Source organism: Paenibacillus sp. OAS669, from assembly GCF_014873645.1.
Taxonomy (GTDB): domain Bacteria; phylum Bacillota; class Bacilli; order Paenibacillales; family NBRC-103111; genus Paenibacillus_S; species Paenibacillus_S vulneris.
Genome location: NZ_JADBDR010000008.1, coordinates 171,457 through 195,064, shown reverse-complemented (window position 1 = coordinate 195,064; position 23,608 = coordinate 171,457). Strand labels below are relative to the sequence as shown.

The 23,608-nt window shown below is 52.0% G+C and carries 11 protein-coding genes and 1 riboswitch; of the genes, 2 read left to right on the top strand and 9 right to left on the bottom strand.

All coding sequences use genetic code 11. The features are described 5' to 3' along the window. Positions 1 to 92: 92 nt before the first annotated feature. The 7 genes from GGC63_RS19035 to GGC63_RS19005 form a co-directional block, all read right to left on the bottom strand. Complete coding sequence (locus GGC63_RS19035) at positions 93 to 1,409, bottom strand: voltage-gated chloride channel family protein (protein ID WP_192703642.1); 1,317 nt, start codon at positions 1,407 to 1,409, stop codon at positions 93 to 95. A 76-nt stretch (positions 1,410 to 1,485) separates the two neighbouring features. Beyond that, positions 1,486 to 1,545: riboswitch (Fluoride riboswitch) on the bottom strand. Positions 1,546 to 1,678: 133 nt separating this feature from the next. Beyond that, a complete protein-coding gene (locus GGC63_RS19030) occupies positions 1,679 to 2,080 on the bottom strand; it encodes an NUDIX hydrolase (protein ID WP_192703641.1) in 402 nt (133 codons plus the stop codon). A 161-nt stretch (positions 2,081 to 2,241) separates the two neighbouring features. Further along, positions 2,242 to 4,548 (bottom strand): glycosyl hydrolase family 95 catalytic domain-containing protein, encoded by a 2,307-nt coding sequence (locus tag GGC63_RS19025; protein WP_192703640.1) that lies wholly within the window; start codon positions 4,546 to 4,548, stop codon positions 2,242 to 2,244. Positions 4,549 to 4,746: 198 nt separating this feature from the next. Continuing rightward, on the bottom strand, positions 4,747 to 12,318 hold the full coding sequence (locus GGC63_RS19020; protein WP_192703639.1) for a pectinesterase family protein: 7,572 nt from the start codon (positions 12,316 to 12,318) through the stop codon (positions 4,747 to 4,749). A 382-nt stretch (positions 12,319 to 12,700) separates the two neighbouring features. Then, the gene (locus GGC63_RS19015) at positions 12,701 to 14,218 is read right to left on the bottom strand and encodes an extracellular solute-binding protein (protein ID WP_225948324.1); all 1,518 of its coding nucleotides are present in this window, start codon (positions 14,216 to 14,218) and stop codon (positions 12,701 to 12,703) included. Positions 14,219 to 14,232: 14 nt separating this feature from the next. After that, a complete protein-coding gene (locus GGC63_RS19010) occupies positions 14,233 to 15,360 on the bottom strand; it encodes a glycoside hydrolase family 105 protein (protein ID WP_225948323.1) in 1,128 nt (375 codons plus the stop codon). A gap of 63 nt (positions 15,361 to 15,423) precedes the next feature. Further along, entirely contained in the window at positions 15,424 to 17,772 is a 2,349-nt protein-coding gene (locus GGC63_RS19005; protein WP_192703638.1) for a helix-turn-helix domain-containing protein, read from the bottom strand. 151 nt (positions 17,773 to 17,923) lie between these two features. On the opposite strand from GGC63_RS19005, the gene GGC63_RS19000 reads away from it, so the two are divergent. Beyond that, the gene (locus GGC63_RS19000) at positions 17,924 to 18,766 is read left to right on the top strand and encodes an AraC family transcriptional regulator (protein ID WP_192703637.1); all 843 of its coding nucleotides are present in this window, start codon (positions 17,924 to 17,926) and stop codon (positions 18,764 to 18,766) included. A gap of 75 nt (positions 18,767 to 18,841) precedes the next feature. Here GGC63_RS19000 and GGC63_RS18995 read toward each other — a convergent pair whose 3' ends face one another. Further along, positions 18,842 to 20,407 (bottom strand): glycoside hydrolase 43 family protein, encoded by a 1,566-nt coding sequence (locus GGC63_RS18995; protein WP_192703636.1) that lies wholly within the window; start codon positions 20,405 to 20,407, stop codon positions 18,842 to 18,844. 14 nt (positions 20,408 to 20,421) lie between these two features. Continuing rightward, complete coding sequence (locus GGC63_RS18990) at positions 20,422 to 21,909, bottom strand: glycoside hydrolase family 28 protein (protein WP_192703635.1); 1,488 nt, start codon at positions 21,907 to 21,909, stop codon at positions 20,422 to 20,424. Between the two features lie 279 nt (positions 21,910 to 22,188). On the opposite strand from GGC63_RS18990, the gene GGC63_RS18985 reads away from it, so the two are divergent. Beyond that, a complete protein-coding gene (locus GGC63_RS18985; RefSeq protein WP_192703634.1) occupies positions 22,189 to 23,568 on the top strand; it encodes a dipeptidase in 1,380 nt (459 codons plus the stop codon). Positions 23,569 to 23,608 lie beyond the last annotated feature (40 nt).

Genomic DNA, 23,608 nt, shown 5'->3' with positions numbered 1-23,608 from the left:
TGGGGGAACTCCTTTCCAAGGAATATTACTTAGCTAAGTAATTCAACTGTAAATACGCTTCCCAAGGAAATTCATTACACCCCAATCCCATATCATTTCGTTTTTTTGGATAGCCGTTGTCTGACGGAGGCTAATGTGGCTTTGTCCGGAATCGGATGCAGTCTCGACTTGGATACGGCAATTTGCTGGGAGGTGTAGATCCCCGTATGACCCGAGAACAAATAGCTTACTGCACAAGCCATAAACATATAGAGCATGCCTTCCGACCCGAACAGCTCCATCCCCATGACGAAGCAGGCGATCGGCGTATTGGTTGCGCCGCTGAACACGGCGATAAAGCCTAATCCGGCAAGGAAAGGCGCGGAGAGGTGCAATAAATCGGCCAAGGCATTGCCCAGCGTTGCGCCTATGACGAATAACGGAGTGACTTCCCCTCCTTGAAAGCCGGCTCCGAGGGTTAATGCTGTAAATATCGTTTTCCACAAAAAGGCCCAGTGCGGAACCGGTCCCTCAAACGACTCTTGGAGCAGCGGGATACCCAAGCCCAAATAATCGCGGGTGCCGAAAAGATAGACGAGAGCAATAATCACGATGCCTCCGGCAAAGCTTCGGACCATCGGGTTTCCGAACAGCTTCGCGTACCATGCTTTGAGCTTGTGGGTCAGTTCACTGAATAAAATGCTGGCGAAGCCGAACACAACGGAGGCCAGTACAACCTTCAGCACAACCGGCACGGACAAAGCAGGAACAGGTCCCATAACGTAATGGATATGGTGAATCCCCCAGGCTGTCGTAATCAAATCCCCTACAAAGCTCGCGACGAAGCACGGAATCAGCGCTTGGTAACTGACAAGGCCGATAGCCGCTACTTCGAGGCCGAATATCGCTCCTGCAAGCGGTGTTCCGAATACCGACCCGAAGCCGCTGCTGACTCCGCACATTAAAAGCATTTTCCGGTCCGCTTCATCGACCTTGAAGAGCTTGCCGACCAGCTCCGAGAAGCTCCCGCCCATCTGGACGGCTGTCCCCTCCCGGCCAGCAGAGCCACCGAATAAATGAGTCAAAAACGTGCCAAGCAGGACCAAAGGGGCCATCCGGAACGGAATCGATTCTTGTCCGCCTTGAATCTGTTCGAGGATCAGATTGTTCCCTTTGCCTGAGTTCTTGCCTATTTTGAAATAGAAATAGCTCATCAGTGAGCCGCCGAACGGCAGCAGAAAGAGCAGCCACGGATACTGCATGCGGTGCCCGGTCGCAAAATCCAGACTCGCCAAAAACAAGGCCGAGGCCGAGCCCGATAAGACGCCTATGATTCCTCCATAGAATATCCACTTGATAAGCGATCCCAGCAATGCCAGATGCATCACTTTTTCCGCATAAAGATATGCCGTTCTTGCAAGGTTTCTCATTTCATCTATGCTCCCGTCATCGTATTCACATGGAAAGCTTCAGGCAAAAAACAGACTCCTACCAGCGACAGTAACACCACTGGTAGGAGTCATTAGCCCAAAGGCGGTTATGGCGAACTCCATCGCCCGATTCACTTTTTTTTCATTGTAATTGAAATGGCTGGAAAGGTCAATGCTTTATAGCGGTAAAGTGGGCTACTGGGTCGGCTTATGAATACCGAGCTCTGATAGCCAGTCCCTCCATAAAAATAGGAGAGGATTTCATCAAATTAAAACAGCAGCTTCATCTCATGCAATTGGTCAAAAATGATTTGGCTCACCGGCGAAACACGGTTCTTGTCATGGTAACCGAGCCAAAGCAGCTCCTCGATCTCGGAAGCAGGGCGAAGCTCGCCTTCAAAATCGGCCGTATAACAGGCCATCCGCACTATAACGCCTTCCGATTTACCATGGGCCTGGGCCTCAAATGTCCCGATAGACGATATCGTCTCCGGCTTGATTTTAACTGACAACTCCTCTTCTATTTCCCGAATTAGAGTCTCCCTATCGGTTTCACCGGGCTCCCTTTTCCCTCCGGGAATGTAATAAACCTCTTTTCCCTTGGACCTGGCGCCTAGTAATCGTCCTTCGACAACATGGATCCATGCAACTTTATCAATGGTTGGCTTCATCAATATCCCTCGATTGTTTTCTGAAAATTATAGCATGACCTGCCTTAACATCAAAACTCCGGAAAAATTCTCAGCCCCAAGCAAAGCCACAAATGCTGTAAGAATGCAATTTTGATGAAAAAAATCCGCCAAGCTTCGAAGCTAGGCGGGTTCATCTATAGTTATATAGCAATCAGGGTATAAGTATGATTCGGGTTCGCTGTAAATAAAATATCGCTGCCTGCCGTTCCTGCTTCGATCGGCTTTCCATTTTCATCTACAACTCGCACCGGTTGATCAAGTCTTACTTGGCATACTCCCCCATGGGAAGACCGGACGGTCGCCTGCTGAAGCTTGCCTTCCTGCCAATCGATCCCGATCTCGAATCCTCCTCTTGCTTTAAGTCCTTTTACGAAGCCCTGCTTCCAATCCGAAGGAAGGGCAGGAAGCAGATGGATCGCTCCCGAATGGCTTTGCAGCAGCATTTCAGCAACTCCCGCCGTGCCTCCGAAGTTGCCGTCAATTTGGAACGGCGGATGGTTATCGAATAAATTGTTGAGCGTAGACTTGCGAAGCAGCTCGTTCACGTTAAAGGACGCCTTCTCCCCGTCTCCGAGTCGTGCCCAGAAATTAATAATCCATGCGCGGCTCCACCCGGTATGACCGCCTCCATTGGCAAGCCGCCTATCCAGCGTAGCCCTCGCGGCCGCAGCAAGCTCCGGCGTCTCCCAAGGATTGATGGACGTTCCCGGGTGCAGGGCGAACAGATGGGAGATATGCCTATGTCCGGGATCTTTTTCTTCATAGTCCTCAAGCCATTCTTGAATTTGTCCGTGTCTGCCGATTTTGGTCGGCGGAAGCTTCTGCATCGTCTCTTCAAGCTGAGCGAGGAAATCCTGGTCCTTTCGAAGCAATCGGCCCGCTTCTATGCAGCCCTTGAACAGCTCGGTAATAATTTGGTTATCCATGGCCGGACCGTAACAGAGCGTTCCGGATTGACCGTTAGGAAGAATATAGGTATTCTCCGGTGAAACGGATGGAGAAGTAACCAGGTGTCCGCTTCCGTCTTCAATCAGGAAATCTAGGAAAAAGACCGCCGCTTCCTTCATCGTTTCATAAGCCTGCTCCAAAAATGCCCGGTCTTGCGTAAATTGATAATGCTCCCACAGATGAAGGCACAGCCACGCTGCACCCAGGGTCCAGTAGGTTGCCGGCAAATAAATGTCCTGCGGTGCCGTATCCGCCCATATATCCGTATTATGATGAGCGACAAAGCCGCGGCAGCCATACATAACCGACGCGGTACGGCGTCCGGGCTCCTTCATTCTTTCGATGAGATCGAACAATGGCAAATGACATTCCGACAAATTGCAGCTTTCCGCATGCCAATAATTCATTTGGGCATTGATATTAATCGTATATTTGCTGTCCCACGGCGGAAGCATCTGATCGTTCCAGATGCCCTGCAAATTGGCCGGAAGCGATCCCGGGCGGCTGCTGGCAATAAGCAGGTAACGGCCGAACTGAAAATATAGGGCGACAAGGCCCGGGTCCTTCTCCCCTTCTCTTATCCGCTCCAGCCTTTCCGGCGTAGAGAGCCCGGACAAAACATCTTGTTCGCAGCCATCTGTTCCCGGGTCCCCCAACTGTAGAACGACTCTATCGTACAAAAGCTTGTAATCCTTTATATGCTTGCTCCGAAGGGCGTCATAAGCTTGGGAAGCCACCCGTTCCAACAGCTCGTCACAAGCCTGCTCCGGATCGGAATAACGGAAGGTCGTTGCCCCTGCAAGCAGGATCGTAACGGCGTTCGCACCTTCTACCACAACGTACTCTCCGATCGTGCGGGTCGTCCCCCCCTCGGAGCATACTTTGGCTTTTAACACATAATCGGTACCGCCCGTCCCATAGCAGCTGTTACGCATAACAATAGTGTCATGAGACGTTTTCGTAGAGCAGTCCATATATTTGGCTTTTTTTCTGTCAAACCGGGAATGAAAAGAAAGGCCTTGCGGCTTATCGGTCTCCAGCCGTACCACGATGATGCCGTCTGGATAGCTGGCAAACGTTTCCCGCTTATACCGGTAACCGTCCATCAGGTAACTGCAGGACGTTATCGCCGTGTTCAGATCGAGTTCCCTTCGATATTGAAGCAGCTCCTTTTGATGGTGGTCAAAATGAAGCAGAAGATCGCCGGCGGTCATATAATGCCGCTGACTGCTGGGTGTGCCGGAGAAGGCCAGTTTGGCCAGCCGATGCGCTTCGTCCAGCCTTCCTTCAAAAAGCATCTTCCTGATGACCGGCAGATGCTCCAAAGCATCATAGTTGTTGCGATCGGAAGGGCCTCCATACCACACCGTGTCCTCGTTCAGCTGAATTCTCTCGTCCTTCACAAGGCCGAATACCATAGCGCCAAGCCTTCCGTTACCGACAGGAAGCGCTTCATTCCAGTCCCCTGCGGGGCGCTTAAACCAAATGCTCGAATTCATCCTGGCTTCATCCTTTTCTGCTTAGATTCCCGAACTGCATTGATTATACATGAAGCTGGCAGCGAATACTTTACATTTCCTTGCTCAAAAAGACGCCGATTTTTGCATATAATTGCTCGGCGGCACCCGGTAACATACCCTTTCTGCAAAATAACAAACCGCACGACCGTAAATAGATTACGACCGTGCGGTTCTTGATTAATTCATGAATTTCAGATGCTGCAGCATACGCTTCAGCATTACCGCTGCTTGTGCTCTCGTTGCAAGCTCGCCGGGCGCGAAGGAATGCTCCCCGGTACCCTGCATAATTCCTGCCTTCACGGACCAGCCCACGGAGCTGTGCGCCCAGCCGCTAATCGAAGAAGCGTCGGCATAGGCTTGAGACAAATCCGCCGTCTCTGTTGTAGCCATGCCAGCATAATTGGCGGCTCTTGCAATCATGACGGCCATTTGCTCTCTGGTAATGGTTGCGTCAGGCTGGAATTGCCCTGTTTCGTAGCCCTGCACCAATCCTGCCGCAGCCGCTGCACCAACGGCACCGGCGTACCATGCGTGGGCATCCACATCATGATATGCTGCGCCTTGCGGATTCTCGTCGAGTCCCAAAGAACGGACGAGGATAGAAGCGAATTCCGCTCGGGAAATCGAGCGATTCGGTTCAAATGTCGTCTCGGAGCTGCCTTGAACGACCCATTTGGATGCCAAGAGCTCTACCTCTTTTTGCGCCCAATGCCCCTTCAAATCTTCGAAGGCTTTGGAGGATTCGATGACAGCATACACGCCGTTGCCCGGATGCAGCCACGTTGCCTTCGCAACGCCGTTTTCCGTTACAAACAACGTCGGTACAAATCTCATTTGTCCTGTAGCCGGGTTGATGATAACACCCGTCACTTTATTCGGATCAACAGCTTTCGGGAGCACCATCGTTTTGGCTGTATAGGACCGGGTATTAACCTCTTGTTCCGCTCCTTGAGCTTTTAGCGTTAAACGATATTCCATAGGCTGTGTCAGCATGGTGCCGCCAAGCTGTTTGGCCTGGGCTTCCGCACGCTGTGCTGCTTGTTGATAGGCCGGCGCGATGCTCACATGCACTGCTGCATCCTTCGAATTCGCTGCCGCCAAACCGGATACGGCCTTCAAAGGCAGCTCATAAGAAGCTGTGCTCGTGTTAACCACAACGACTGCATTCGGCGATCCTGTCCCGGCGTTAAATAACACTTGGGAAGGCAGCGCGATATTTACTGCCGACAAAGTATTCAAGTCGAGCACTACGGCTGAAGACTTTTGCTTGGCTGCCTGGCTCAAGGCTTCAGCAAGCTTGGCTCCATCAACCGTAACTTTCGATACGACGGTGCCGTCGGTAAGAGTTTCATTCTTCACCTGTATCGCATTGGCAGGCAGCTTAACTTGACTTTCAGCAGCCGGGCTTCCTGACGATGTTTCACCGTTTCCACCAGCTGCGGAACCTCCGCTGCTGCCCCCGGACGACCCGCCGGTCGAAGGACCGCGTCCATTGCTGCTTCCGTGGGTTCTTACAGCTGCAGTTAAAGCCTGGCTCGTATTGCCAGCCGCATCAATTGCTGTCAGCTGGAACGTGTATGGCGCCGCCGGCAAAAGTCCGGTTACCTTATAAGAAAGAACATTGCCGTCAACAACCGCTTCGTTATTGTTATTCCATACAAGCTTATATTTAGCAACCCCGACATAGTCTGTGGCCGCAGGCCAGCTCAATACAACGCTCGTATTCGTTAACACGCTTGTATTTAATGTACTGCCGTTCCATTCCGGCGCCTTCGTATCCACTACCGATATGCTGACATCTGCGCTGTAGGTCGAGTACGTGACGCTCGTTACCGTCGCTTTGGCTGTTCCCGGCTTCAAGCCGCTGATGAGGCCTGCTGCGCTGATGCTCGCTGCGTCACTGCCTCCCGACCAGACCACCTTCTGGTCGACCGTCTCCGGCAGCACTGTGGCATGAACCTGCACCGAGTCTCCCGCTTCCAGCTGCACAGCAGGCTGATCTACTGTGATTCCGGTCGCTCCTTGCCCTGGCTTCGGATTAGGGTCCGGATCGACAGATGCTTTGGCTGTTGTCGCTGTAGCGCTTAAGCCCGCAGCACTCTCGTTGCCCGCACCATCCAGTGCTTTTACAAGGAACGTATACACACTATCTGCTTTCAACCCGTCTACTACGAGACTCCATACATTTCCTTGAACACTGCTGTACGGCTCTCCGTTCACATAAACGTTGTAGCCTGTTACTCCGACATAATCGGCTGCCGCCGGCCAGCTTAATGCTGCCGAGCTGCTGGTAATGCTTCCGATCGACAAGCTGCCACCTTTCCATTCCGGCGCCTTCGTATCCACTACCGTCACATTCACATCTGCGCTGTAGGTCGAGTACGTGACGCTCGTTACCGTCGCTTTGGCCGTTCCCGGCTTCAAGCCGCTGATGAGGCCCGCCGCACTGACGCTCGCTGCGTCACTGCCTCCCGACCAGACCACCTTCTGGTCGACTGTCTCCGGCAGCACTGTGGCATGAACCTGCACCGAGTCTCCCGCTTCCAGCTGCACAACAGGTTGATCTACTGTGATTCCGGTCGCTCCTTGCCCTGGTTTCGGAGGGTTCGGAATGCCCGGTATTAACCAGACGGAGTCCTTCGGATTCCAATTGTCCGTTCCTCCAAGTGTGGACTGAACCGTAAACTGCTCCGCCTCAGCGGCCGTCAATTGCTTAGACCATGTATAACGGGCGCCTGCGTTGGCTCCCGGCCCTTTGCTTGCATACTCGGCGAACCTTGCAGTCGCCTCATTCGATGTATTTCCCCAGTTGTTCCATCCGTTAGTCTTGATGTGATCCCCCATGGTACTGTTCACATAGGTTACACTGGCATACGGACGCCACGGTCTTCCAAGCTCCACTTGTGCCGTTAATCCGGGCTCGGAAGTTAACGTGCTATTAAGGAACAGATAACCTGGCTTGCCTTCATTGGACGAGGCTGCCGTTACATAACCGGAAGCCCGGCTGTGAAGGATAACATTCTCAAAAACAGCAGGAGAGCTGCCAAAAATATAATCGACACTGCCGGCGATATAGCTGTCCACAAAGTATTGTCTGCCCTTATCGGCAAACAGCGTGTCCTGATAACCGAGCAGCTTCACATTGCGGTATATCCCGCGATCCCCTTCGGAATACAGGGCTACTGCCTGGCCCGCTGTGAGCCCTGCACTGTTCTCAACCGTCATGTTCTCAAGCGTAAAATCGGTACCGCTCACCTTCAGCGTGTAGCTTCCATTGGTGCCCAGCTCTGTTCCGCCAGGCCCAGGGGTCTTGGCAGAATCGCCATTAACCAGGATCGTACCCTCGCGGCTCTCTCCGATCATCGTAATCTTATTCTTGGAAGAGCCAATATTCACCTTCTCTTTATAAACTCCGTTTTTCACCCGGATAATCGTAGGTGCAGCGCTGTTATCCTGCACCTGGTTTATCGCATCCGTAATGGTTGTATAATCTCCAGGCTCTGCGCTGTTTTGCGACACTACGATGACTTTTGCAGGGATAGCTTTCACAGGTATGGACGGATAGCTCGATCCATTCTCGTTAATGGCAGACACCGCATAATAGTACGTGCTCCCAAGCGTTAAGCCCGTATCGGTAAATGTGACCCCTGTTACGCCGTCAGCTGCTACGGAGTAAGGCCCAGTCGGGCTGGTACTCCGTACCACCTGGTACGATGCGGCTCCGGTTACATGGCTCCAGTTCAGAGTAACCGAGCCTTCGCCAGCCTCAGCCTTCAGACCAGCAGGTATTCCCGGCTGCCCTGCATCGCCGCCCGGCCGAATCGCAACGATATCCGAATCCAGGCCTGTCGCGGACAAACCGGCTGTGGAAACCTTATAATAATACGGTTTTCCATCCTCCAAATTCGTGTCTTTGAAGCTTGTTCCTGTCACATTAGAAGCAATCACAGAGTAAGTGCCGTCGGGTGAGGAGGAACGCTTCACTACATAATGGTCCGCTCCGGGAACTGCCGGCCATTGAAGGGCGATTTGACGGCTGGCCGCAACGGCTGTTACTTGCGGAGTACCGAGCGGCTCCGAGGCCGCGATGGTAATCGGTTGGGAAGCAGGTCCTTCACCGGCTACGCTGGTTGCCGTTACGACATAGGAGGACAGGGAATCGTTGGTCAAGCCGCCGATCCGGTAAGCAGTCCCTTTAATATTCGTTGCTACAACCTCATAGTTGCCTGCCGGTTGGGATGCCTTTTTGACCGTGTAATAATTGGCATTTTCCAACGGGTTCCAGCTCAAATCGATCTGGGCATTTCTTGACACCGCCTTCAGACCTTCGGGTGCCGGAGGCTTTACCGCGGTTTCCGTAGGCATGACCTGAACCTGATTGGAATTGCCCGTCTCTCCGCCAACTCCGTTAGCGGTAATAACATAGTAATACACCGTATCATTCGTAACCGTAGTATCGATGAAGGAGCTGCCGGTTACATTCGTTTGAATTACGCTGTAGGGACCTCCGTTGGTCTCGCTGCGTTTAATGTTGTAGGATTCCGCTCCTTGCGGCTCTACCCAGGTCAATTGAACAGCCCCGTTGCCTGGAACCGCCATAAGCCCTTTTGGGGTTTCAGCCGGCTCGACGTATACCTTCAAATTATCAAAGTAGAAGCTTCCGTTGCCGCCGCCAGGCGTTTTGGATAATATACGTCCGATTCCGTATTTTTTGAAATCCGTGGTCGTAAAAGCAAAGGTCTGAACAAACGCATCATCAATATAAATATCTACGCTATCCGCTGCTGCATTGGCTACCAGCTTCAAATTATGCCAAGCCTTTGTGCTTTGCGGCGGGTCCATCAATTTATAATAATTGCTGCTGCCCTTATTATAAGTTAACGTATACGACCCTGAAGCCGCAGGTGATGTAGGCTTCCTGACTTCAATGGTAAAGGCTGTCTTCTGTCCATCAGCGCTTTGCACTTGAAGCGGTACCGACGTACCGGATTCCTCCGGGAAATAAAAATCCGTTTCAATGATGACGGTCCCGTACTGAGGCGTAAACTTCCGAATAAATTGTGTGTTCACATTGGCTCTGTCGTACAAGTAAAGTGCTTTAGCTGAGGAGTTTCCCGTTGAATCTGCCGGCACTCCTGAGGCGACAACTTTATTTTTGTCGGTTTGCGGATTCGGCGACACTTCATAAAGTGCCGGTGTTGTATTCAGCTCCACATTTTCAAAGTCTTCATCTACGTAGTAAATCGGTTCCGGTTCTCCGGTGGGCTCCACACTAACCTCGGAAGAAGTAAAGCTTTCGCCCTTGCTGTTCACCGCACTGATCACGTAGTAATAAGCCTTGCCCGGTGTCAGCTTTGTATCTGTGTAATTCGTACCTACAATTCCAGTAGCGATTGCCGTATAAGGCCCTCCCGGCATATCGCCTCTTTTTACATTATAGGATTCGGCTGAAGCATCCACATTCCATGTCAGCGTTGCGGATTTATCTCCCGGGGTTCCGGTTAGTCCTGTCGGTTCCGCAGGAAAGTTTGGGTCGACCGCATCAAGTTCAACGCCGCTAAAATTCGAAGTGTTGTATTTGTTAATATCGTTATCTGCCTTCGAAGCGTCAGCAGCCAAGCCGTAGAACACCTCGTCCGGCATGTCGATCGTAACTGTGCCGATCTTTTGCCAGTTTACCGCATCTTGGGAAATGAGACCTGTGAAGTGATCGCCAAGCCGAACCAGCTTAACCCAATAAGGCGTGTTAATAAAAGCATCCGGCTCGATTCGTGCTGTATTTGCCCCGTCTGCATCGCGGGTGATCATTACTCCTTTTTTCCCCATTTTGACATAAGGGATAGACAGGAAGGCCATTTTGGAGGACGGGTCTAACGACTCGCGAATCATGACGCCCGCTTCCGCATTATCGTCATTGGCCGTAACATGCTCTACTCTCGCAATAATTTCCCCGTTGCCGGATTGCTTCTGATACGCATAGTGGAACGCATCCGCATTTCCGCCGACATCCCCCGGCGATTTCACAGTAACGGTCTTGGCATCAGCTCCAAGCTGTGTATGTCCTGGAATTCCAACGCTTCCAATATCAGCGGCTTGCCATGGGCCTAACGCCGTCGTCGTATTAACATGTATCGTCACATTATCCGATTGGGTCCCTACACCGCTATTATCAATAGCGCGGGCCACGACATAATGCGTACCGTCTTCCACGTTAGTCCAGGTAAAGCTGTATGGCGCCGACGTGTCCTCGCCCACCTTCGTTCCATCAATGAAAAACTCGACCTTGGCAATTCCGTCCTTATCGTCCGCCGAAGCGTTGATGACGACATCGCTGCCTGCTTCAGTAATCGTATTATTGGCAGGCGACGTAATGACAGCTGTCGGGTTATCCGTATTGCGGCCGGATGCATTCCCTTGGACCACCAGATCATTCAAATAAACTTCCAGATTCGTATACCCTTCCGGAGAAAGCGTCGTCGAATTGCGGTCATCCGGATTTGACGGACTCAGCCCGTGAGCCGTTTCCCACGCATCATCCATCCCGTCGCCATCCTGGTCTACGACGGAAGAGCGCACCTCCGGATATTCGGCAAAGCCGCCCACTTCTTTGGGGGAGTTAATATGCTGACCGGTGCGGTTCTTCACATCATTGATAACCCGGGCATCGATGGCATCCCGTTTAGGCAGGGTAGCGCCGGCATTGGCCAATACATTAGCATAAGCATCCTGTGCGGATTCCGGCACATAACCGGCTACATCAGCCCGCGTCGATTGCTTCGATGATGCAAGGTCAACGACGGTTTGTACGCCTTTCCAGTTATCTGCGGTTACCGCAGGGTCACCATCCATGTAATTGCCGTTAAAATACATCTTGCTCTCCGGAATCACATCCAGGAATAAAATGTTGCGTACATTGCGGTACGTGTTCGGGCCATATTTGTAATAGTTGCTATCCAGATTATAGTAGCCCTCGCCGCCGCCGTAAGAGGAAGCAATACCCCAGTTATAGATGACGTTATTGCTTGCATCCGTAATATCTAACAGCTGCTTGATGGTCGGGAAGCGCGGATTGCGGCTCACGCTGTGGGCGATCAGGTTATGGTGGAACGTCGCGTTATTTCCGCCCCATATGCCGCCGTAGCCGTGCCGCCCCTTTTGGTGGCTTGTCATCAGCATGCTTTCTTCCGATATGGACCACTGGACCGTTGTATTCGTGTTCTCATACAGACTGACGACCTCATCTACCGACCAGCTGAAGGAGCAGTGGTCAATAATTATATCTTTATGATAACGAATTCCAAAGGCATCATCCTCGCTCGCAAAACGATCCCCTAACCGAAAGCGCAAGTAGCGGATGATCACATTGTCCGCTTCAACGCTGGTCGTGTAGTCGCTGACCGTAATTCCGTCGCCAGGTGCCGTTTGGCCTGCAATGGTAATATTGGAGCCCAATATTTTGAGCGACTCCTTCAAGTGGATGGTGCCGCCGACGCGAAACACGATGGTTCGGTTGCTCTGACTAACGGCATCCCGCAGGGAGCCTGGAATGGGCGCTTCATTCTTGCTATAGTCCGCCAGAGTGTTGACAATATAGACTTCCTGACCCCGTCCGCCCGTCGTATACTTGCCGCCGCCTTCCGCACCCGGAAATGAGGGCAGCTTGACGGCTGTCGTATCCGCAGAGGCTTGACCCGGTACGAACGACGCCAGCATGGCTGCAATCAGCGCATAGCTTATTACCTTCTTCAAGTCTTTTCTCCTCCTAAAAAATCTTTGATGACCTTGGCTTGATGCATTTGATTTTGAATGCGGTTCCAATTAGCATTCAACATCCTTTTGAGCCATACACCTCCTGAAGCTTCCTGCCTGAACGTAGAATCGTTTAAAAGCGCTCAGTAAACACATTACGAACTCGATTATGCTCTGATAACGCATTCATAGCTATACCTGCAAGATAACTTCATGTTGAAACCTGCCCAATATTTACCAAAAACTGCGAATATAGCTTGTAAACAACATGCGATATGCCGGATTTAACCCAAATCCGCCAATGTAAAAAAGCACCCTGACCGTATTTGTACGAATCGGGATGCTTTTAGACTTTTCTTTAAGGGGGCCCTACGGAATGTTCTTACTGCTTACCGCCTCGCTCATAAGCCGCTTTGTATTCTTGGGCCATCTTCTCTCCGCCCGCTTGCTTCCACCTTTCGATTTCAGCCTTCCAGCCGGCTTCGTCGATCTTGCCCATGATGAAATTCGTTTCCGCGTCGCTGATAAGCTGCTCCAGCATCCGCCCTTTTTCGGAGAACGTGGCAGAATCCAGCGTTAACGCAGGGTTAACGACGATGTATTTCTCATTTTCTTTCGTGATCTGATTGTTTTTTAAATATAAATCGCTTTGCTTCATCGGCTTCGATATATTATAGCTTTCATTGCGCTGCGGCAGTGCATCACGGTACGGCTTCACCTCTCTTGCATCCGCCTCCGGGTTCAGCGGCACGGTGAATTCTCCCTTGTCTTCCCAATGCCTGCCTTCAAGCCCTTTAACAAGAAGCGTCGCCATAGGAGGGTCCATCAGCTGGTCAATAAACTTTAATATCCTTTTCAATTCGTCGACCGTTTGGACCGTATCCCTGGGAATGGCCAGGAAGCCTGCATTCCCGCTTTCCCCGGGCAGTCTTCTGCCGAAGGGTCCTTCTACCGGAGCTGCATCGATGACAGCGGTCGGCACTGCCTTAATCAGCTTGTCCTGCATGGTCTGCGCATTGCCTCCAGACATCCGGATAGCCGTACGGCCCGACTCAAAAGCTTTATCGATCTCTGTCGCATCGACAACCGCAAAATCCTGATTAATCAGCTTCTCCTCATACAGCTTGCGAAACAGCTTCATGGTGCTGAAGAAGGGCTCCGTCATGAATTCCGGGATGAATTCTCCGTTTTCTACCTTCCACTTGTTCGGGCCGCCTTGTGCTACGGTGAATCTGGTTAACGTGGAGGAAGTATCCTGGTTATATTTTTTATCCAGCATAAATCCGTAGGTATCGTCCTTGCCGTTATGGTCCGGATCACCCTTCGCCATGAGCTTGATGACGCTGTACCATTCATCGAGAGTTTGGGGCAGCTGCACGCCGAGTGCGTCGAACCAATCCTTGCGGTAATGAACGGCAGCCCGGCCCAGCTCCCGAAACAGCGGAACACCGTATATTTTGCCATTTACGGCAATGTTGTCATAATACCGCCGGTCTTGTGCAGACAAATTCTTATAATCCTTCAAATAAGGCCCGATTTCCCAAAACAAATCCGATTTCAATGCCCCCATGATTGTCGGCGTATAATTAAGCTTGATCAGCTTCGGCAGCTCGTTGGAGGCGATCATGACGTTCACCTTCTCGTCGTAGCCGGAAGTCGGAATCCATTGTATCTGCAAATCGGTCTGCGTATAGGCTTGAATCGCTTTCTCCATCTCATTGTCTTTAGGCGGGATGGCGCCCGCTTGATTCACAACAAAGGTTAGTGGATAAGCCTCATCGGAGCTCCTTTGGGCCGAACCTTTCCCCCCATCCTCTGACGTTCCGTCTGTACATGCCGTCAGCAGCACAGATAGCAGCAAAAGAATGCTCATCAGCGATGCTTTGCGTTGAATATCCATTGCCGCCCCCCTCATTAGGAACTAGTCTGGGTCACCTCTATCCCGGCCAATATAAACGGAGATACCGCTTTCGGGTCGTTATGAACAATACCTTCCCCTATATAGTAGCTGTAAGAGCCGTCACGGTAAGGGTTGCCTCCCAAGCCTGCAACGCTGTTGCACTGGGTGAGATGATATTGGCCCTCTTCATCCGTAACAACCAGATGCTTAAGCAGTCCTTGATATCCACGGACAGTCTGCTCTCTGGCTTCATTTCCAAGCAGTCCCAAACGATTGCCCTTGGCCAGGGCATAGACGAACATGGAGCTTCCCGATGATTCCAGGTAATTGCCTTCCCGTCCTGCCTGATCCAGCACCTGCGGCCACAGTCCTGTCGCCGGATCCTGCACCTTGCTTAAAGCCGCAGCCAGCTGCTGCATAACCGCCTTCAGTTCATCCCGGTTCGGATGATCCGACGGAAGACATTCCAGCACATCCGCCAGCGCCATCATATACCAGCCCATAGCCCGGCTCCAGACATGAGGCGAACGGCCCGTACCAGGCTCCGCCCACTGCTGCTGAAGCGAAGAATCCCAGCCGTGCCGGAGCAATCCGTTTGCCTCATCCCGCGTCTTCTTCTCTACCAGCAGGAGCTGATAGGCCGCTTCATCCAGCCATGCGCGGTCTCCGGTCAAAAGCCCGTAACGGGCGAGAAACGGCGAGGCCATATAAAGTCCATCCAGCCACATTTGAGAGGTGTAGCCTTTTTTGTGCCAGAAGCCCCCTTCTTCCGTACGCGGATGAGACTTCAGCTGGGACATTAGCAGCTCGATCGCTTGGCGGTACTTCTCTTCTCCCGTCGTTTTCAGCAGAAGAAACAACAGCTTTCCTTGATTGACCTGATCCAGATTGTAGTCTTCCACCTTATAATTCAGAATCGTACCGTCCTGCTGTACGAATAAATCCATCATTTCACGGATGTAATGAAGATACTGCTCATCACCGGTTATGTCATAGCAGGCCTCCATGGCTCTAAGAAAACAGCCGTTTTCATAATGCCACCGCTTGGTCAAGAATCCTCCTCCGTCCGGCTTCTTATAGCGAAGCATGAACTGTCCGGCCCACTCCAGAGGATCGGCAATCCCTTGTTTATTCCATAACATAGCTTGTTCCACCTTTCTATTTTTATAAGTCAAATGGTTACCGGTACTCCAGGGTTCAACCCGTTATGAGGACTGCTCCCTATCGAGCATCTCCCGATACTGTCCCGGTGTCGTTCCGTAGGTTTTCCGGAAATTGCGAATAAAGGCGCTAATATTTTTATATTGAAGCTTTTCGCCGATTTCCGATATTTTCATCGTCGTTGTTTCGAGCATGACCTTAGCCATACTCATCCGGTAATCGGATAAATAGTCGCTGAACGATACGCCCATCTCCTTTTTGAACACGCGGCTTAAATAAACCGGATGAAAATTCAGCGTCTCGGCGCACGATTCCAACGATATTTCGGCGTCATACAGATCGTGAATCATTTTGACGATGCGGTCCGCAATGTTCACGTACTGGGTATCCGCCTTCTCGGAGAGCATCGTAATGATCGGGACAAACAGCTTGGTTTGGAACCAAAGAGCGATTTCCTCGCGGGTTTGCAGCTTTAGGAGCTGCTCCACAGCGCCTTCTCCCTCCAGTATTTTCCTCAGGGAGACCCCTTGGTCCTGAACAATGTGCAATATGCGCGACATGAGCTGAATGAGCAGAAGATGGTGCTCGTTCATAAAACCGTCCTTATTCAGCACGGAAGACAAATATTGGTTGAAAATGTCGATCGCCTTCTCCAGCTTCACCTCCTGCAGAGCTTGAGCCAGCTGATCCTCCATCAGCTTCAGATGAGAGTAGACCTTCGACTCCACCGCTTCGTTATGCTCGATGTCCTCATAATGGGCGATGATATCAGGGCCCAGATGAATCCGGCATTTCAGTGCGGCCATGCTCTCCCCATAGGCTTTCACCGTATCGTTCAGCTGGCTGAATGCCCTGCTGATCCCGATGCTGACCTGAAGCTGCAAATAGAGCTCCACCTTGGCTTTAATCAATTCAGCAGTCTGATAAAAATAAGCCTTCACCTGCTCCGGGTCATCGACTGCCGACGCCAATAAGGTGACCTGGGAGGTTCCGAGCAGTATCGGGCTGAACCGCGTCTCCACAGGCAGCAATTCTCCCACAATATTGTTAATGGCAAAAAGCAGCAGCTCGCGATCCTGTTCCTGATACCTCGTATCCTGCAAATGATCGATTTGCAGGGTCAGCACCCCTAATCGTTTCCAATCTTTGGGGAATCCATAAAGCCCGGAACGGTACATCCGGTCGCCGTCATGGAGTTGCCCTGTAAACAGCTTCAGCACAAAAAACTCCTTCAGATGCCCGGATTGGCCCTGCATCTGTTCTTCCAACCGGCTTCGGGAGACGGCAAGCGTTTCAATGCTTTCCTTGATGTACTGCAGCTCATCCCTTTTTATGCCTTCCCGGGAAGCCTCGGGCTCGATTCTTTGCGTCAGCTCCAGCAGGCTGCGAATCGGGGAATACATTCTTCGGCTTCCGAAATAACCAATGATCAATACAACGATAAAAATAAACGAACAAGCAGCGGCTGTAAGAACCGCCGTTTTCTTCGTATCCTTCGTCATTTCGGCGATCGAAGCAACGGAGACATAGGTCCATCCGTTATACCCGGAAGAACGGTATAGCACGGCAACCTCCCTGCCGTTCATCCTGGCGTTGAAGGAGCCCTGCTGCTCCCGCGCACTGCCGCTCCTCTCCTGCACGATTCGGTTGATGTCGGCATAAGCCGCCGTGGAATCGGAGGATGCCAGGAAGGCTTGCCCCGACGAATCCAAAATATAATTCGAGCTGCTTGAGGAGCCGTGATTGGGGGTCAGCATAGCCCGAATATCCGCTGCCGCTATTTGAACGACCAGAAGCCCTCTCGGCGTGTTCGTTCTGGGAAGCAGCGGTATTTTCTCCACGAGGCTGATCGTATCGGACGCAGGGCTGCGGACGGCCCCGACAGCTTTGGAAGAAGCACCCGCCTCCAGCTGCCCGCCTGAAGGGGCGGTCCATTTCATCGTGCTCCAAAACATGCTGGCGGGATGGGCGGCATAGTTATAGATCTCACTTTTATTTTCGTACGTGCTCAGCTTCTTCATCACACCCAGGTTAACGACCCAATCCTTTTCCACATTCACAAGGTAGGCTTGCTTGATAACGGCGGTCGATTGCAGATTGGTCAGCTCAGCCGTTAGCTCTCGGACCTGCACGAAATCCTCTCCATCGAGAGACGTGTCCATAGCCGACTGAATCATAGAGGAGTTGGCCAGCTGGGTTGCAGACATTTCCAGCGATTTCAACGTTTGCTCAACCCTCATTTGGGTTTGAAGCAGCAGCTGCATGTTGGCTTCACTGACCTTTTTTTCGATATCCTGCGTCGCCAAATAATAAGATACCAAGCCGATAAACACCGTTGGAAGCGCTCCCAGCAGGAGGCTGAAGCTTAACAACCGCACTAAAAATTTGGACATGACCTTATCCCCCTTCCCGCATGTTATACCACGATACCGAGTGAAGTACCGCCCGATCAACGATATCCTAATTAGAATTAGGACGCGCCGCACTTTCCCTTGCACTTCATGCCTTGTCTTGCTATGCTAGGCGAAGAGGGGGGAACCCGCGTTGAAGACGGATTTTGAAATCCATTTTTCTAAGCAAGCCGAGAATCCAGCGATGGACATGTACCATTATCACGACTTTTATGAGATCTATTATTTGTTCGGCGGAGAACGCTACTACTATTTAGAAAATCATATATATCACGTAACCAAAGGCTCCGTTGTCTTCGTCAATAAGAACGATATCCATAAAACCCTAGAAGGCGGGGCCGGACATGACCGCGCGGTTCTTTACTTCACAGACCGTTTTTTAAGCCGGTTTCAGCCGGACCAGTTGAATCTGCTGCTGTCCCCGTTTCGTTCAAGCAGCAAGGTAATATCCTTTAATAATCAACAGCAAAGCTATATAGAAAACCTGCTTTTTCAAATGAAAAAAGAGTACATGGATACCATGCTCCCTGGCCGGGCCGAATTTTTCGAGGCGCTGCTCGTGCAGCTGCTTCTTTATACGTCACGAATATGCATGGAGTCCGATCAAATCACTCCGAAGCCGATGGACGGCAAAATGACCGAAATTATCGGGTATTGCAACGAGCATTACAGGAAACCGCTTACTCTGGAAAGCGTATCCTCCCGCTTTTTTATAAGTCCCTACTATTTCAGCCGTTTGTTCAAGCGTACTACGGGATTTCATTTTCCCGAATACATCAATACGCTGAGAATTCGTGAGGCTCAAAGAATATTAAGGGAGGACCACGGCAAAATGATCGAGGTTGCCGAGCAGGTCGGGTACTCCAGTATCACGCACTTCAACCGGACGTTTAAACAGGTAACCGGGATGGCGCCGATGACGTACAAAAAAATGATCCAGGCCTCTCCGGAAACCAAGACGCGTTCGGAGAAGTAAGAATCCGCTGTCCCTCCACAAGCGTATAGTTAAGAAGGGGACGGGACCGGCAGCCACCAGTCCCGTTAACCTTCTCTATTCGATTCGGAACCAATCGAAATCCGCATAGCCCCGTGCGTCGGCAGCCTGCCCTTGGCTCAGGCAGAACAAGCCTAGCTTAGCGCCTACCCAGTGGCCCTCTACGGCCTTGAATACATCGCCTACCGGCGTAAAGCGGCTTCCGTCCAGGCTGTATTCGAACGTGCATTGAGCTTCAAGCACAACCTTCACTCTCAAGTAAACCATCTTCGCAGTGGACGGTAACGCAAGCTTCTCCGCTGTTTCCTCGGAGGAGCCTTCTTTGTTGCCCTGACCCTTCACAAAGACAAGCTGCAGCCCTTCCTCAGCCGACTCTAACGCAAGATAGTGGTACTCATGACCGAACACGGTCAAACCCGCACGCTCTTGTGCGCTGCCTGGTGCGAATTCCAGCTTGGCGGTCGCCGTAAATTCAGGAGCAGGGAGCTTCTGGCAAAGAATGCTTGGCAGGTCGTAGAAGGTAGATGTTCCTTCCGGCAGGGGCTGCGCATGCAATCTCAGATGGCTTTCGCGCGCATCCAGCGAATACCATTCCTTCCGGTTGTTCGCCTGCCACTGCCATTGAAGACCTAACGAAGGCTTCTCGAATTCATCGCTCATATCCGGTACGGCAAACGGGTATTCGAGTCCCACATTCGGCTTCTTGTGTACGAGTACAGGCTCGCCGATTCCGTCTCCGTTGGTATCGATCCCCATAGCCGGCCAATCGTTCTCCCAGGTCATCGGCTGAAGGTGGACAATACGTCCGTAAGCGTCCCGATCCTGGAAGTGAATGAACCAGGACTCGCCGGACTCCAGCTCCACATAGCCGCCTTGGTGAGGGCCGTTCACAATGGAATCCCCTTGATGAAGTACGATTTTATCCTCATACGGTCCAAAGATGTTTTTGGAACGCAGAATGGTTTGCCAGCCTACCGCTACGCCGCCGGCCGGTGCGAAGATATAATAGTATCCGTTCCGCTTGTAGAACTTCGGACCCTCAATTGTCGGATGATCTTCCGTCCCGTCAAAGATTAGAGTGCCTTCGTCAAGCAGAGACTTGCCGTCTGGGCTCATCCGGCATACCTGCAGCTTGCTCTTGATGCCGCAGCGGCTTTTGGCAAACGCATGCACCAGGTAAGCTTGGCCGTCTTCATCCCACAGCGGGCAAGTGTCGATAAATCCTTTGACTTCCTTCACCAGGTGGAGAGGAGTCCATGGGCCTGCAGGATCCGTAGCGGTCGTCATGAAGATGCCTTCATCCGGCGCTCCGAAATAAATCCAAAACTTGCCGTCATGGTAACGAATGCTTGGCGCCCAGACACCGTCTCCATGGCGGACGCCATCGAATTCCGGCGGCAGCTCCTGGATTGCATGGCCGATCAGCGTCCAGTTGACCAAATCCTTCGAATGCAGGATCGGCAGCCCCGGAGTGCTGTTAAAGCTGGATGCGGTCATGTAGAAATCTTCCCCGACACGAATCACATCCGGGTCCGAATAATCCGCATAAATGATCGGGTTGCGGTAGGTGCCGTCACCCAAATCGGCATACCATACCGGTTTTTGTTGACTGCTTACGTTCATGTTTCCAATCTCCTTTAGTTAGATGTTATCCCGCTAATACCGGAACGGGGACCGTTGCTTACGTTACCTTCCGCATCGATAAACCGGATGCCCCGGCTGTTATGCTCCCTAAACTCCGTTCCCGGCCTGGACGTTACCCGCACGTCGCGGAACAGCACGTCCTCGGCATCAATGCAAGCAATTCCTTCATTCGCAACAACGTTCACCCGATCGAACCGCAAATTTTGCAGGAGCATTTCCGGAAGCCCGCGAAGGAATATTCCTTTATCGGCTCCTGAACAGTAAGTATCGGAAATCGAAATGTTGCGGAAGCATGGAGTTTCCTCCGTTACCGGAGCCAAATCGGCATATTCCTGCTTGATTTCATAATACATATCGAATACGATGGCATCCTTGATGATGTCCTTCATCCAAATATTCGATATGGTTATATTCTCTACAACACCGCCGCGTCCCCGCGTGCTCTTGAACCGGAGCCCGTTATCCGTTCCGATAAAGGTGCAATCCGATACCTCCACATGCCTGACGCCTCCGGACATTTCGCTGCCTACCGTAAAGCCTCCATGTCCGTGGTAAACGGTGCAGTTGCGAATGGTTACATATTCCGTCGGTACCCCTGTGCGCCTGCCCTGCTCATTCTTGCCTGATTTCAGACAGATCGCGTCATCGCCGACATCAAAGGAGCTGTTATGAATATTAGCGTAACGGCAAGATTCCAGATCAAGACCGTCCCCATTCACCGAATGCCAAGGATTGCGCACGGTTACATTGCGGATCGTCACATGCTCGCATAACCGCGGATGCAGACACCAGCTGCCCGAGTTCTGGAAGGTCGGTCCATCCAGCAAAACGTCATGGCAGTTCGTCAGCCCGACCAGAACCGGCCGCAAATACACCTTGTACGGTTCATAGGCGGCAATATCCATTATGCCCTCCGCCTGCAAAGCCTCGGTTGCCTGTCTGCCTTTGCTTGCCTCCCGGGTAGGCCACCACAAATTATTGGCGTCAACGACGCCCCCCGAGGAGACGATTTGCTTCCATTGCCGTTCGGTCATTTTATGCTTCTTCACGCATCTCCAGGCATCGCCGGATCCGTCGAAAATTCCAGCGCCCGTGATGGCTATGTCGGTTAAATTCTCTCCATATAAAGGAGGCATGGCACGTACAGCCTGCAGCCCCTCGTAATTGCTCGGAATCAGAGGGTAATCGTCAAAATCTCGGCTGAAAATAATCAGCGCTCCATCCTCGGCGTGCAGCCGCACCTTGCTCTTCAGCCTTATCGGTCCGGTCAGCCAAATTCCCTTGGGAATGATGACCGTCCCCCCGCCTGCAGCGGCACAGGCCGTCACGGCTTCATTAAAAGCATCTGTATTCTTAACTATCCCGTCGCCTTTTGCTCCGTAGTCGGTAACGGAACAGGTCCATTCAGGGAATATGGGAACACGGACATCCTCTGAACGAAAAGCCGCATCACCCGTTTCAACGATCTGTTGCTCAGTCATTATGAAGCTCCTTTTTCCATTCCAAATAAGGCCGGATCCGACTTGCTGCATGCAATATCATTGTAATGCAATCCCCCGGCACGTTCTACACAATACATGCTCAGAATGAAGCAACTTAACAATTCTTGCACTCTTGTGAATAGAACCTTATGGAGAGACGGCTCCCTGATTCGGACTCTGCAAGAAACTATGATATATTGGAATAAACATCCTCTTGCCTTGCGTATCAAGAGGAACGCACACCTGTTTCACTAAAATAACTTATGAGGTGAACCGATTATGGAACCTGCATTGCAAGCTTATTTGGCTGAGCATCGCGACCGTCATTTGGAGGAGATAAAGGAATTCGTCCGCATTCCGAGCATCAGCGCCAGCACGGAGCATAAGCCGGACATGATCCGGGCCGCCGAATGGCTGGCGGAAGCGCTGCGTAAAGCCGGACTCGAACATGTAGAGGTGCTGTCTACTGCCGGCCACCCTGTCGTTTACGGGGATTGGCTTCACGCTCCGGGGCAGCCGACCGCCCTTGTTTACGGACATTACGATGTGCAGCCGGCCGATCCGCTGGACCAGTGGAATACGCCTCCTTTTGAGCCTGTCATTCGTGACGGCAAGCTGTACGGACGGGGAGCTACGGATGATAAGGCGCAGCTCTACACCCATGTCAAAACCGTAGAGGCTTATTTACAAACGATCGGTAAGCTTCCGGTCAATGTGAAATTTTGCATCGAAGGGGAAGAAGAGATTGCAAGCCCCAGTCTCCCCGCCTTTCTGGAGCAGCAGGCAGAACGGCTGCAAGCCGATGCCATCGTCATCTCCGACGGACCGATGCACGATGTAGGCATCCCTTCAATCTGCTACGGTCTTCGCGGCTTGTGCGGCTTCCAGATCGACATCCAGGGGCCGAAGAACGATCTTCATTCCGGCTTGTACGGCGGAGGTGTCGCCAATCCCGCAACCGCTCTCGTTCAGCTGCTTTCCTCCATGCGGTCGGAGAATGGCCATATCGCCATTGAAGGCTTTTACGACGGAGTCAATGAGTTGTCCGATACGGAACGCGCCGCATTCCGGGAGCTTCATTTTGACGATGCCAAGCAGGCAAACGACCTTGCCGTACCCGAGCTGACGGGGGAGGAAGGCTTCTCTTTCCTTGAGCGGACAACCGCCAGGCCGACGCTTGAAATTAACGGCATCTACGGCGGGTACCAAGGAGAAGGGCTCAAGCCTATCGTCCCTTCGACCGCCAGTGCCAAGATCTCCTGCAGGCTTGTCGACAACCAGGAGCCCGATCAGGTGATGAAGCTGATTGAAGCACATATCGAGAAGCATAAGCCTGCCGGAGTCACGGTGAAGGTGCAGCAGACCCATCGCGGAAAGCCGTTTTACATCTCACCGGAGCACCCGTATATCCAAGCGGCCGCCCGGGCATATGAGGACGGCTTCGGCAAGACGCCGGTCTATATACGCAGCGGCGGCTCCATCCCGATCGTCGAAGTCTTCTCCAAGGTGCTGGGAGCCCCCGTCGTTATGATGGATTTTGGCCTTCCGGGCGAAAATATGCACGGGCCTAACGAGCATTTTCATCTGGAAAACTTCGACAAGGGCATCGCCACCTTGTGCCGTTATTGGCAGGAGCTGCATGGCATTCAGGACAAGTAGCGCAAAAAGAAGCCGTCTTTGCTTAATCCGCAAGGACGGC

What these genes read in the sequence shown, in the direction of transcription:
- GGC63_RS19035 (WP_192703642.1), bottom strand. Translation starts at nt 1,409, where the DNA reads ATGAGAAACCTTGCAAGAACGGCATATCTTTATGCGGAAAAAGTGATG.
- GGC63_RS19030 (WP_192703641.1), bottom strand. Translation starts at nt 2,080, where the DNA reads ATGAAGCCAACCATTGATAAAGTTGCATGGATCCATGTTGTCGAAGGA.
- GGC63_RS19025 (WP_192703640.1), bottom strand. Translation starts at nt 4,548, where the DNA reads ATGAATTCGAGCATTTGGTTTAAGCGCCCCGCAGGGGACTGGAATGAA.
- GGC63_RS19015 (WP_225948324.1), bottom strand. Translation starts at nt 14,218, where the DNA reads ATGGATATTCAACGCAAAGCATCGCTGATGAGCATTCTTTTGCTGCTA.
- GGC63_RS19010 (WP_225948323.1), bottom strand. Translation starts at nt 15,360, where the DNA reads ATGTTATGGAATAAACAAGGGATTGCCGATCCTCTGGAGTGGGCCGGA.
- GGC63_RS19005 (WP_192703638.1), bottom strand. Translation starts at nt 17,772, where the DNA reads ATGTCCAAATTTTTAGTGCGGTTGTTAAGCTTCAGCCTCCTGCTGGGA.
- GGC63_RS18995 (WP_192703636.1), bottom strand. Translation starts at nt 20,407, where the DNA reads ATGAACGTAAGCAGTCAACAAAAACCGGTATGGTATGCCGATTTGGGT.
- GGC63_RS18990 (WP_192703635.1), bottom strand. Translation starts at nt 21,909, where the DNA reads ATGACTGAGCAACAGATCGTTGAAACGGGTGATGCGGCTTTTCGTTCA.
- GGC63_RS18985 (WP_192703634.1), top strand. Translation starts at nt 22,189, where the DNA reads ATGGAACCTGCATTGCAAGCTTATTTGGCTGAGCATCGCGACCGTCAT.